The organism is Clostridia bacterium (genome assembly GCA_024653205.1).
GTDB lineage: Bacteria > Bacillota > DSM-521 > Neomoorellales > SLTJ01 > JANLFO01.
On the sequence record JANLFO010000037.1, the window covers coordinates 1 to 12,396 of the forward strand.

Below are 12,396 nucleotides of genomic sequence, written 5' to 3' on the forward strand. Positions count from 1 at the left end.
GCACGCTTCAGGTACTCGGGCAAAACCAGCACTGCCCTCGAAGAAGTGGGGATCCGTCAGGGGTGACGGGGAGGGGAAGTGTCATCCTCTCTGCAACATGGTCAAAGACGGAGCAGCCGGCGTGCGCTAGCCCTCCTTGCGGAGTATGATAATGTTCTGGTGCGTGATGTTGGGCACGAAGCTGGTCAGCACCGCGTAGGGCTTGAGAGGCCGCTGCGTGGCCTTATTGCACCATATCTTTACTCCCTTGAGCCTAAAACCTACCGCCCGCATCTCCTGGGCCACCATGAAACCCAGGGGAACGTACTCCCGGTTGCGATAGCGGTCGCCCACGATGAGTACGAAGTACTTGCCCGGCCTAAGGACCCGGAATACCGCCCTGCCCAGCGCCCGCATGGAAGAGAGATACTCCTCCAGGCTGGAGGCGTTGCCGAAATCCTTCTCCTCTCCGGGATTGGTCATGGCAAAGTTGGTTTCCCGGGTAAAGCCCGAGGCCCCGTGGTCGTGCCCGTAGGGCGGATCGGTCACCACGGCGTCCACGCTCTCGTCCGGCAACTCGGCCATCAATTCCAGGCAGTCCCCCAGGCGCATTTCCGCCTCGATGGGCCGGCCCTTCTCGCCCGCAGGCAGCGCCGACCGCTCCACCAGCCGGCCCTGCCACACCACGTACTCCCTTTGGAGGCGCCGGTAGACCTCCACCCAAGCCGAGTTGAGCTCAAAACCCAGGGCGGCCCGGTTAACAAGCGCCGCCCCCAGCAGCGTTCCCCCGACCCCGGCCAGGGGGTCCAGCACCATCTGGCGTTCCTTGGTGAAAAACCTTATGATCTCCGCCATCACCTCCGGCGGCTTCATCGCCCCGTGGGCCTTGCGCAGAGAATGGGTGGCGTCCGGAGGGTAATGGGTGAGATAGAGAGTGTCCGTCCAGTACAGCCACTCCGCCGGGGAAAGGTCGTTCAGGCGGTTCTCTCTTCGCCTCATGGCGATCCTCCGGGATGCGAGCCGCCGGCTCACCGCCTGCAGGCCCTGCAAGCCTCTCTTTCCGGCGCCAATCCAGGTGAGCAGGCCGAACGGCTCGGCCCGCGCACCTGCCTCCCTGCTCGGCGCATGATGCCGGCCGTCTTAGTCGCTTAAATGTTCCTCGCCACCCGCGCCTATACCTTCTTCTCGGTAAGAACCGGGCCACAAATCGGCTCCTCTCCCGCGATCTGTCCGCTCGATCCGCCGGGGTTTACTAGCCGACATGCCCGAAGAGCCGCACCCATGTGCCCGTGAGGGGTGTGCAGGCACCGTCGTGCTCCGCGGGACCAATATGCCGGAAAAACTACCCCTTGGAGGCCGGCAGGAGAAATCCGTGAAGTGACGAAGTAAAAGCTAAGACTCCGGAGGTACGCTGAGAAATCATGCACGAGTTCGGCCTGATCGCCTCTCTGCTCAGCCGGGTGGAGGAGAAAGCGCGCGAGAACAACCTCGAGCAGGTTACCAGGGTGAAACTGGTGGTGGGGAAACTCACCATGGCCCTGCCGGAGGCGCTGGAGTTTGCCTTCCGCACCCTTACCCGGGGCACCGTAGCCGAAGGGGCGAAACTTGAAATCGAGGAGCGGGAGGTGCGGCTGCGCTGCCCGCAATGCGGACTGGTGTTTTCCCCTGAACTGCCCCGCCTGACCTGCCCCGGCTGCGGCCACCCCCGGCCCTCCCTGGAGCAGGGGCGAGAACTCTATATAGACTACTTCGAGGGGAGGAAGAAAGGTGAGGGTGTATGTAGTGGAAGACCTGCTGGCGGCGAATGAAGAAGTGGCCAGGGAGAACCGCCGCCTGCTGGACCAGCACCGACTGACGATCGTCAACCTGATCGGCGGCCCGGGCGCGGGAAAGACCACCCTGCTGGAGAAGGCCGTGGCCTACCTGGGGAACCGCCTGCGGCTGGGCGTGATCGAGGGAGACGTGTATACCACCCGGGACGCGGAGAGGCTGGAGCGGCTGGGGGTGGAAGTGGTCCAAATCAATACCGCCGGGGCCTGCCACCTGGACGCGGCCATGGTGGGCAGGGTGCTGCCGGAGCTGCCGCTTGCCGACCTGGATCTGGTCATCGTGGAGAACGTGGGCAACCTGGTCTGTCCGGCCGAATTCGACCTGGGCGAGGACCTCAAGGTGGCGGTGATCAGCGTGGCCGAGGGTAGCGACAAGCCGGCCAAGTACCCGCTGGTATTCCACCAGTCCAAAGCCTGCGTCCTGACCAAGACGGATTTGCTGCCCTATACCGACTTCGACCTGGAGGCCTTCCGGACCGAGGTAGCCCAAATCAACCCGCTCCTGGAGATCTTCCCGGTTTCGGCCCGAACCGGAGCGGGAATGGAAGCGTGGTGCCGGTGGTTGAGCGAACGGGCCCGCAGGAGCCCCGCGTCCGCCTCCGGCTGCTAGTCACCGGGACGGTACAGGGGGTCGGGTTTAGGCCCTTCGTCTTTCACCTGGCCGGCAAGTACGGACTGGGCGGCACGGTGCTGAACACCGGCGCCGGGGTGGCGATCGAGGTAGAGGGCCCGGCCGGCCGGGTGCAGTCGTTCTGCCGCGAGCTGTGCCTCCATCCTCCCAGGCTGGCCCGGATCGAAAGCCTGAAGGCCTGCCTTCTCCCGGCGCAGGGCGACCGCCTGTTCACCATAGCCGACAGCCGGACCGGCACCGAGCGGGAGGTGAGCGTGCCGCCCGACGTGGCCCTCTGCCCCGACTGCCGCCGGGAAGTCTTCGATCCGCGCGACCGCCACTACCTCTATCCCTTCACCAACTGCACCAACTGCGGCCCCCGCTTCACCATCGTGCGGGACGTTCCCTACGACCGCAGCCGCACCTCCATGGCCGGCTTTGCCATGTGCCCGGAGTGCCGGCGGGAGTACGAGGACCCGGCCGATCGCCGCTTTCACGCCCAGCCGGTGGCCTGCCCCCGCTGCGGGCCGCAGGTGGAACTGGTGGACGGCCGGGGAAGGCGGGTGGCCGGTCCGGACGACTGGCGGGAGGCCACCTGGGAGCGGCTGCTGGCCGGGGCCATCGTGGCGGTAAAGGGCCTGGGCGGCTTCCACCTGGCCTGCAATGCCGCCGATCCCGCACCGGTGGCCCTCCTGAGGCGGCGCAAGGGCCGGGACCACAAGCCCTTCGCCGTAATGGCCCGGGACCTGGAGACGGTGAGGCGCTGCTGTCTGGTTAACGAGACAGAGGAACGGCTGCTGACCTCGCCCGCGGCGCCTATCGTGGTGCTGGAGCGCCGGCCGGACTGGCCCTTGCCCGAAGAACTGGCCCCCAACCTGCGCACTCTGGGGGTAATGCTTCCCTACACCCCCCTTCACTGCCTGCTTCTGGAGGGGCCTCTGGAACTTCTGGTCATGACCAGCGCCAACCGCAGCGAGCTACCGCTGATCAAGGATAACCGGGAAGTACTGGAACAACTGGCCGAGGTAGTGGATTTCGTACTGTGGCACGACCGGCCCATAGTGAATCGCTGCGACGATTCCGTGGTCATGGTGGTAGGCGATGCCCCGCGCTTCATCCGCCGCTCCCGGGGCTACGTGCCCGAGGGGATCACCGTGCCCCGCTTCTCGGAGAAGGCGGTGCTGGGAATAGGGGGGGAGATGAAGAACGCCTTCTGCCTGCTCAAGGGAGAAAAGGCCTTCTTCAGCCAGCACCTGGGAGAAATGGAATACGTGGAGGGGCAGGAATTCCTGCTCGAGGCGCTCGAGCGCTGGCAGAGAATCCTTGATGTTTCCGTCCAGGTGATAGGGTTTGACCTGCATCCCAACTACGCCACCCGGCTGCTGGCCCGGGAAATCGCGGCCGAGGCCCGCGTGGGCGTGCAGCACCACCACGCCCATCTCGCCAGCTGCCTGGCGGAAAACGGAGAGACCGGGCCGGCACTGGGCCTGATCCTGGACGGCACCGGTTACGGCACCGACGGCAACCTGTGGGGTTTTGAGGTAATCAGCGGTGACTACCGCGGCTTTTCCCGCCACTACCACCTGCGCTACCTCCCCCTTCCCGGAGGCGAGGTGGCGGTGCGGCACCCCTGGCGTACGGCGGTGGCGCTGCTCAGCCGATGGCTGGGAGATGCGGGAGAAGATCTGGCCTACCGGCTGTGGGGCCGCACCCGGGGCCGGGACCTGGAGACGGTACTGAACCTTATCCGCGCCGGCGTCAACTGTCCCCTGGCCTGCGGCTGCGGCCGGCTTTTCGACGCGGTGGCCGCGCTGCTCGGTCTGGGCGAGACCAGCACCTACGAGGGCCAGCTGGCGGCGGAACTGTCGGAACTCGTGCCATCCGGGGCGCAGTCCGAACCCCTGGAGCCCTATCCCTACTCCTTCGCCGGAGAGGAGCTGGACCTGGAGCCGACCGTGTCCGCGCTCTGGGAGGACTACCGGGCCGGCACGGAGAAAGCTAAGGTAGCCAAGAGGTTTCACGATACCCTGGTGTGCCTTCTGGTGGAAGCGGCCGAAAGGGCAAGGCAGGAGACCGGCCTCCATAAGGTGGCCTTAAGCGGCGGAACCTGGCAGAACCGGTACCTGTTGAGCCGGGTGGAGGCGGAACTGGCCAACCACGGTTTTGCCGTGCTCACCCACCGCCTGGTTCCAGCCAACGACGGAGGCCTGGCCCTGGGCCAGGCCCTGGTGGCCGACCGGAGGTGGCGAGAATGTGCCTAGGCATACCCATGCGGGTGCTGGAAGTCAGGGGCGATGATCTGGCCCTGGTGGAGACCCTCGGAGTGGAGAGGCTGGTACACACCCGGCTGGTAGAGAAGGTCAGGCCGGGCGATTACCTCATGGTGCACGCGGGCTACGCCATTGAGAAGATCGAGCCGGAGGAGGCGGAGGAAAGCCTCCGGCTCTGGGAAGAACTGCTCGCCCGGGAAGGAGCGGAAACCGATGCCCCGTGAGGGTGGCGGCCTGCCATCCGGCGCCGGGGAGCGTTACCGCGACCCCCGCCTGGCCCAAAAGATGCTGGAGCGGGTGCGAAGCCTGGCCCGCAAGGCCGCCGAGCGCCTGGGCCGGCAGCCGGCGATCATGGAGGTTTGCGGCACGCACACCGTGGCCCTTTCCCGCACCGGCCTCCGGGCCGCCCTGGGCGACCTGGTGGAGCTCAAGAGCGGCCCCGGCTGCCCGGTGTGCGTTACCGACCAGGCGGAACTGGACGCCATGCTGGCCCTGGCCCGCCTCCCACAGGTGGCGGTGGCCACTTTTGGGGACCTGATCCGGGTTCCGGGCAGCTTCTCCACCCTGGAGAAGGAGCGGGCACGGGGCGCCGAGGTGCTGGTCTTCTATTCTCCGGCCGACGCCGTGACCTGGGCCAAGGAGCATCCGGACCGGGAAGTGGTTTTTCTGGGCGTGGGTTTTGAAACCACCGCTCCTGCCGTGGCCGCCAGCCTGGAACTGGCCGAGCAACTGGGGGTACCCAACTTCTACCTGTACTCCGCCCACAAGCTGATCCCGCCGGTGATGCGCGTCCTGGTAAGCGAGGCCCGCTCCCGCATCGACGCCTTCCTCCTTCCCGGGCACGTGAGCACGATCATAGGCCACCGGGCCTTCGACTTTCTGGCCCGGGAGTACGGCCTCCCGGCGGCGGCAACCGGTTTTGAGCCCCTGGATCTGCTGTTGGGGCTTGAGGCGGTGCTGGAGCAGCTGGCCGATGGCCACGCGGAGGTGGTCAACCGCTACCCCCGGGTGGTGAGGGAGGAGGGAAACCGGCGGGCATTGAGCCTGCTCGAGCGCTACTTCGAGCCTACGGGCGCTTCCTGGCGGGGCATCGGCCGGGTGGAGGGCAGCGGCCTGTCCCTGCGGCCCGAGTTTGCCGGCCGCGACGCCGCCCGGCGTTTCCCGGTAGAAGTGCCGGAGCCGCGGGTTCCGGCCGGGTGCCGCTGCGGTGAACTCCTGCGCGGGAGCATCCGCCCCCCGGAATGCCCCCTTTTTGCCCGCAGGTGCCGGCCCGAGCACCCGGTAGGTCCCTGCATGGTCTCCTCCGAGGGAGCCTGTGCCGCCTATTATCTCTATGAGGGTTGAGCCGCAGGGTTCGAGGCCGGTTGTGACCCGGACAGAGGGCCGGAGGCTCCGAAGAGTACGGGAGGTTGCAGATCCGCGCGCGGCAGAATACCGATCGCGTAGAGGGTAAAGCGGTCCTAGGAGCAAGAGGAGGGAGTGCGCCCTGGAAGAACCGGTAGTCCTTCTGGCCCACGGCGACGGGGGCCGGCTCACCCACCAGCTCATAGAGGAACTGTTCCTCTCTCACCTGGGGAATCCCATCCTGGCCTCCCTGACCGACGCCGCGGTGGTAGAGGCGGTGGGCGGGGGACGCCTGGCCCTTACCACGGATTCCTTTGTGGTCACCCCGCTCTTTTTCAGAGGGGGCGACATAGGCAAGCTGGCGGTGAGCGGCACGGTTAACGACCTGGCGGTAAGCGGAGCCAGGCCTCTTTACCTCACCGTGGGCTTCATCCTGGAAGAGGGCCTGCCCCTCGCCGCGCTGGAGCGGGTAGTGGCCTCCCTGGCCGCCACCGCCCGCCAGGCCGGGGTAACGGTGGTGGCGGGAGACACCAAAGTGGTGGGGAGGGGCCAGGCCGACGGCTTGTTCATCAATACCACCGGCCTGGGGGTGATACCGCCCGACCGGGACCTGGGTTACCACCGGATACGGCCCGGCGACGCGGTGGTGATAAGCGGCTACGTGGGCGACCACGGTCTGGCCGTGCTGGCAGAAAGAAAAGAACTCGGCATACTCGAAGCGCCGGAAAGCGATTGCGCCCCTCTGGCGGGTATCATACTGCCCCTGCTGGAGGAGTTCCCGGGAATCCGGCTGCTCCGCGATCCCACCCGCGGCGGTGTGGCCACCACCCTCAAGGAGATAGCCGTGGCCGCCAAAGTGGACGTCTGGCTGGAAGAGGAGGTCATCCCCGTGCGGCCCCAGTGCCGGGCCCTGGCGGAGATGCTGGGGCTGGACCCCTTATATCTGGCCAACGAGGGGAAGTTCCTCGCCGTGGTGGAGGCGGATCAGGCGTCCGCCCTGGTGGAGGCTGTCCGGACCCACCCCCTGGGGGAGGCGGCGGCCGTGATCGGCCGGGTGCAGGCCGGAGAGGGCCGGGTGCTTCTGCGCACCGCCTACGGCGGCACCCGCCGGCTGGAGATGCTGGCCGGCGCCCCCCTGCCCCGCATTTGCTGATTAAACCAAACCGCGTCAGGCCTGCGGCAAGTGGTACAGTCCTTGGCCCCGCCCGCCCTTCCTGACACCCCAGATACTTGCCACTATCTTCTATATAACTGTGCCGGCACACCCGCATATCATGTTCTCTGAAGGGCAACGCCGTCCTCCGGCCGGGACTTGACTTGCCACCCACCCCGGCCCCATTTCCTCAGACAACTGACTCGATAAGGAGGTCATCTGCATGTGCGGCATTGCCGGCTGGGTTGACCGGAAGCTGGATCTTACCACCCAACGGCCGGTCATCGAAGCCATGACCCAAACCCTGGCCAACCGCGGGCCCGATGCCAGCGGCCTGTGGCTCTCGCCCCGGGCGGCGATCGGCCACCGCCGCCTGATAGTAATCGATCCCCGGGGCGGGGGACAGCCCATGGTCAAGCACCTGGGCCCCCGACGCTACGTGCTCACCTATAACGGCGAGCTCTACAATGCCGCCGAGCTGCGCCGGGAGCTGGAGGCCCGCGGACACCGGTTTTTCGGCTACTCCGACACCGAGGTGGTACTGACCGCCTTCATGGAGTGGGGGCCGGAGTGCCTGGCCCGCTTCAACGGCATGTTCGCTTTCGGGCTGTGGGACGAGGCCGACGAGACCCTGTATCTCGCCCGCGATCCCCTGGGGATTAAGCCCCTTTTCTGGGTGGAAACCGATGACGGTCTACTGTTCGCTTCCGAAATAAAGGCCCTCCTGGCCCATCCCGCCCTGCCGGCAGAGGTGGACGCCGAGGGCCTGGCGGAGATCATCGGCCTGGGGCCGGCGCGCACGCCCGGCCACGGCGTTTTCCGCCGGGTGAGGGAGCTTCGGCCCGGGCAGTGGCTGGCCTATTCCCCCCGCGGGGTTTCCCTGCATCGCTACTGGTCCCTGGAGAGCCACCCTCACGGGGAAGACCCGGAGGCCACCGCCGGCCGGATTCTGGAGCTCCTGCGCGACGCCGTGACCCGCCAGTTGGTTTCCGACGTGCCCTTGGGGGTGCTGCTTTCCGGGGGGCTAGATTCCACCGCCGTGACCGCCCTGGCCGCCGAGGCCCTGGCCCGCGAGGGCCGGCCCACCCTCACCTTCTCGGTGGACTACCGGGACAACGACCGCTTCTTCCGGGCCAGCGACTTTCAACCCTCTTCGGATGCGCCCTGGGTGGAGAAGGCCAGCGCCTACTTCGGCACCCGCCACCGGGCGGTGGTGCTGGATACGCCCTCGCTGGTGGAATCCCTGACCGTCACCTTACTGGCCCGCGACCTGCCGGGAATGGCGGACATCGACGCCTCGCTCTACCTCTTCTGCCGCCAGGTGAAGAAGGAGGCCACGGTGGCCCTGGTGGGCGAGGGAGCGGACGAGGTCTTCGGCGGCTACCCCTGGTTCCGCCGGCCGGACGCCCTGGCCGCCGATACCTTCCCCTGGGCCTTAAGCCTCTCCTTGCGCCGGGCGGTACTGGCGCCGGAGCTGGCGCAGAAACTGCGGCTGGAGGAATACGTGGCCGAAGGCTACCGCCAGGCCCTGGCCGAGGTGCCCCGGCTGCCCGGGGAGGCCCCGGAGGCGGCGCGGCGCCGGGAGATCGCCTACCTCAGCCTCACCCGGTTCCTGCCGGTCCTGCTGGAGCGCATGGACCGGATGAGCATGGCCGTGGGGCTGGAGATCCGCGTCCCTTACTGCGACCACCGGCTGGTGAACTACGCCTGGAACCTGCCCTGGGAGCTTAAGGCCTACGGCGGGGAAATGAAAGGGATCTTGCGCCGGGCCCTGCGGGGCATACTGCCGCCGGAAATCCTGGGCCGCCGGAAGAGCCCCTATCCCAAGACCTACGACCCGCAGTACTTCGCTTCCGTCCGGGCGGCGCTATTGGAAGCCCTGGAGGATCCGGCCTCTCCCCTGCGGCCCCTGCTCAACCTGCAGACGGTGCGCGAATTGGGAGCCGAAGGCGACACCCCTCTGCCTTGGTTCGGGCAGCTCATGACCGCTCCCCAGGTGCTGGCCTATCTCTGGCAGGTAGACCGGTGGCTGCGCGACTACCGCATCCGCCTGCGGCTGGAATAAGCGGAAGAAACGGCCGCCGGATTACGCCCACGGGCGGCACGCGGCCCGAGCCACATAGCGGGTCAACAGCCGGAGGTATTTCCGATCCAGCCCCGGATCGAAGTAGCAAACTTCCTTGAGTATCCAGTAAAACTTTTCCAGGGAGGTATTGCCTGCCCTTTCTCCCAGGCCGGTAGCCGTAGTGTCCACCCAAGCGACGCCCGCCCGGACGGCCGCCAAGGTATTGGCCAAAGCTAAACCGAAGTCGTTATGGGCGTGAAACTCCAGCTCCAGGCCCACCCTTTCCTTAAGCCAACTCAGCCGCTCCACCACCGCGAACGGTTCCAGGACGCCCACGGTGTCGCAGTATCGCAGCCTCTCCGCGCCCAGTTCCTGCGCCAGCCCGGCCAACTCTACCAAGAAATTCGGATCGGCCCGGGAGGCGTCCTCCGCTCCGACCGTCAGCCTGAGACCCTGCTCCCGAGCGAACCGGCAGGCCTGGCGGAGGCGGTCCAAGACCCAGCGAAAGCTTTGCCGCAACTTGTCCCGGACCAGGATGGAAGAAGCGGGGGCGGAGATGTGCACCTCCCGCACCCCGCAGGCTACGGAAGCCCGAAGATCCTCAAGCACTATTCGATTCCAGGCGGCAACCCGGGCCTTGAGGTTCTCGCGGACAATGGCTTTGATGGCTTCCTGCTCTAGCTCCCCCATGGCCGGGGTGCCTGCTTCTATCTGTGCCACCCCCACCCGGTCCAGCAGCCGGGCTATAATCACCTTTTCCCGGGGGCGGAAGGCCACCCCTGGGGCCTGCTCACCGTCCCTGAGAGTGGTATCGACTATGCGTACCGACATCGTCCTCAGCATCTCCCGCCGGACACCGGACCCAGGCTCACCCTCCCGAACTACAGCATTCCGGCAGCGTCCGCCCGGCACAGCCGGCAGTGGCCAACCTGGGCAATGGTGGCGGAGAGGGCCTCTCGCACCCGGCGTACCCGCTCGGGAGACGGGGGCGGCAGGTGGCGGAAGCCTCCCTGGGGTATGAGGGGCAATACATTCATCAGGTGCGCCCCGGCCTGCTTTACCGCCCGGGCCACTTCCGCCAGGTGCTCCTCGTTGATCCCCGGTATCAGCACGCTGTTAACCTTCACCACCATGCCCATCCGGCTGGCCAGGCGAATGCCCGCCTGCTGGGCCTCCCACAGCCGTTGCGCCCCGTGAATACCGGTGTACAACCTCCCCCGGAAGCGCACGTACTCATAAACCAGGCTGCCCACGGAGGGAGAAACCGCGTTTACCGTGACCGTTACCGCCTTTACCCCGCACTCCCGCAACCGCGGCAGGCTTTCCTCCAGGAGCAACCCGTTGGTGCTGACGCACTTTATGAGGCCCGGAAAACGTTGCCGTACCAGTTCCAGGGTTCGCAGGGTAGCGGGATTGGCCAGCGGCTCGCCCGGGCCGGCTATGCCCACCACCCGCAGCCGGGGATCGGCCCGCACCAGCCGCTCTACGTGCGCCAGGGCCTCTTCGGGCTCCATCAGGCGGCGGGTCACTCCCGGGCGGTTTTCGTGCAGGCAGTCGTACCGGCGGCTGCAGTAGCGGCACTTTAGGTTGCAGTCCGGCGCCACCGGAAGGTGTATTCGTCCGAACCGTCTAGCCGCAGCCCGGCTGTAACAGGGATGTTCGCGGACAACTTCCTCGAAGGTTCGGCAGCTCATTGGCCTCGTCTCCTCCTCCTCTCGGGCGGCTGCGAGCCGGGGGCGCGCCGGACCCGTCTGCCGCGTCCATTCTGCCGTCCCGGAAGGTACGCGCCAGCCACCACACCCGCGCCCCCACCAGACCCGCCGTCTCCCGCGCCAGGTTCACAAAGCCCCGAAAACCCGCATAGGGGCCGGTTTCCTGGGGAAACACCAGAAAGGGCAGCCCGGTCTTGTGGGCCAGGTACTTCTCCCGGCTGCCCCCTACCACCAGGTCCGGACGCAGGCGCCGCCACCATTCCTGTAGCTCCCGCCCGTCCGGGTCGTCGATGAGGGGCGTTCCCTCGCCCAGAAGGCTCCTAGACTCGGCGTAATCTTCGCGGCCTCCGAACTGCGAGCCGCAAAGGACTACCTCCATTCCTAATTCCCGGAAGGCTAGGGACATCAATCCCATGCGGGAGGCGCCAAAGAAGACGACCACCCGCCTGCCCTTCAGGCGCCTCAGGTAGGGAAGCGCCTCCCGCCTGGCGGCCTCAGCCTCCGCTTCTATCCACCCGGTTGTGTCCTGCTGCCCGAAGAAGGCCGCCACCGCCGCCAGGCTGGCCGCCGTACCCTCGATTCCGAAAAAGGTGGCCTTAAGCCACGGGATACCGAAACGCTCCTGCATTTGCCGCGCCAGCCACCTGCCGGTGCGGCCGCAATGCACCAGGTTGAGCGCTGCCCGGTGGGCCGCGGCCAGGCCCGACACCGTGGCCCGGCCGGACACGGCCGTGATGGTGGCAAGGCCCAGGCGGCCCAGCAGCCGCTCGATTTCCTTTAGGTCCCCGCTTACGTCGAACTCCCCCAGGAGGTTAACGCTTTTGGGCAGCGGCGGCCCCGCCGGACCCCGGCCGATTAAATGCTCTAAAAGGACCCGGGCGGCCAGGTCCTGCCCGTCGGCCTGGCTGGTGCCGGCAAAACCCGGGCAGGTTACCGGCACCACCGGCAGGCCCAGGGCGGCCGCCGTCTGCCGGCAGATGGCGGCCACGTCTTCGCCCGTCAGCCCCGCGGCGCAGGTGACGTACACCAGCACCGCGCCCGCCCCGGGTTCAAGCCGTACCGCCTCCCGGATGGCCGCCTCGAGCCTGCCTCCGGCTCCGAGTACAATCTCCCGCTCCTCCAAAGCGGTAGAGAACACGCGGTAGTGGCGCTTGCGCACCGTCTGGCCGTAGTAGGCGCACCCCACCGGCCCGTGCACCAGGTGCACCGCCCCCCGGACCGCGGCCAGCACCCAGCGGGCGCCGTAGAAGGCGCAGGCCCGCTCTGAAACCGCTCCCGGGCTCGACCGGCGCCCGCACTCCGGCAGGCCGCCGCCCCCCGAGGAACCGCGCCGCGCGAAGGTAGAGCCCGCGTCCATAGCCTTTTCCTCCTTCCTGACGTATCCCCACTTTCCCACGGGCGGTACCGGGTGCTCCCCGTTCGTACTGTCACCTC

General features: G+C 67.2%; 11 protein-coding genes. 7 read left to right on the forward strand and 4 right to left on the reverse strand.

The annotated features are described in order from the left end of the window. Nucleotides 1–126: 126 nt before the first annotated feature. Nucleotides 127–978: a site-specific DNA-methyltransferase gene (locus tag NUV99_11755; protein ID MCR4420764.1), complete on the reverse strand. Its 852-nt coding sequence runs from the start codon at nt 976–978 to the stop codon at nt 127–129. A gap of 422 nt (nt 979–1,400) precedes the next feature. On the opposite strand from NUV99_11755, the gene hypA reads away from it, so the two are divergent. The 7 genes from hypA (at nt 1,401) to asnB (ending at nt 9,250) form a co-directional block, all read left to right on the forward strand. Continuing rightward, nucleotides 1,401–1,787 (forward strand): hydrogenase maturation nickel metallochaperone HypA, encoded by a 387-nt coding sequence (gene hypA, locus NUV99_11760; GenBank protein ID MCR4420765.1) that lies wholly within the window; start codon nt 1,401–1,403, stop codon nt 1,785–1,787. Beyond that, nucleotides 1,747–2,418: a hydrogenase nickel incorporation protein HypB gene (hypB, locus tag NUV99_11765; protein MCR4420766.1), complete on the forward strand. Its 672-nt coding sequence runs from the start codon at nt 1,747–1,749 to the stop codon at nt 2,416–2,418. The genes hypA and hypB overlap by 41 nt, the downstream gene beginning before the upstream one ends. Next, the gene (gene hypF, locus NUV99_11770; GenBank protein MCR4420767.1) at nt 2,367–4,679 is read left to right on the forward strand and encodes a carbamoyltransferase HypF; all 2,313 of its coding nucleotides are present in this window, start codon (nt 2,367–2,369) and stop codon (nt 4,677–4,679) included. Before hypB ends, hypF begins: the two co-directional genes overlap by 52 nt. Beyond that, on the forward strand, nt 4,670–4,912 hold the full coding sequence (locus tag NUV99_11775) for a HypC/HybG/HupF family hydrogenase formation chaperone (GenBank protein ID MCR4420768.1): 243 nt from the start codon (nt 4,670–4,672) through the stop codon (nt 4,910–4,912). Before hypF ends, NUV99_11775 begins: the two co-directional genes overlap by 10 nt. Continuing rightward, nucleotides 4,902–6,032: a hydrogenase formation protein HypD gene (gene hypD / locus NUV99_11780; GenBank protein ID MCR4420769.1), complete on the forward strand. Its 1,131-nt coding sequence runs from the start codon at nt 4,902–4,904 to the stop codon at nt 6,030–6,032. The genes NUV99_11775 and hypD overlap by 11 nt, the downstream gene beginning before the upstream one ends. 142 nt (nt 6,033–6,174) lie before the next feature. Continuing rightward, nucleotides 6,175–7,185, forward strand: a complete 1,011-nt coding sequence (gene hypE / locus NUV99_11785; GenBank protein ID MCR4420770.1) for a hydrogenase expression/formation protein HypE — start codon at nt 6,175–6,177, stop codon at nt 7,183–7,185. Nucleotides 7,186–7,408: 223 nt separating this feature from the next. After that, on the forward strand, nt 7,409–9,250 hold the full coding sequence (asnB, locus tag NUV99_11790; protein MCR4420771.1) for an asparagine synthase (glutamine-hydrolyzing): 1,842 nt from the start codon (nt 7,409–7,411) through the stop codon (nt 9,248–9,250). A gap of 21 nt (nt 9,251–9,271) precedes the next feature. Here the strand turns inward: asnB and NUV99_11795 are convergent, their stop codons facing one another. The 3 genes from NUV99_11795 to NUV99_11805 are packed head-to-tail and all read right to left on the reverse strand — an operon-like array spanning nt 9,272 to nt 12,319. After that, nucleotides 9,272–10,081 (reverse strand): homocitrate synthase, encoded by an 810-nt coding sequence (locus NUV99_11795; GenBank protein MCR4420772.1) that lies wholly within the window; start codon nt 10,079–10,081, stop codon nt 9,272–9,274. Between the two features lie 50 nt (nt 10,082–10,131). Beyond that, nucleotides 10,132–10,944: a radical SAM protein gene (locus tag NUV99_11800; GenBank protein MCR4420773.1), complete on the reverse strand. Its 813-nt coding sequence runs from the start codon at nt 10,942–10,944 to the stop codon at nt 10,132–10,134. After that, nucleotides 10,880–12,319 (reverse strand): nitrogenase, encoded by a 1,440-nt coding sequence (locus NUV99_11805; GenBank protein MCR4420774.1) that lies wholly within the window; start codon nt 12,317–12,319, stop codon nt 10,880–10,882. The genes NUV99_11800 and NUV99_11805 overlap by 65 nt, the downstream gene beginning before the upstream one ends. Nucleotides 12,320–12,396: the final 77 nt, after the last annotated feature.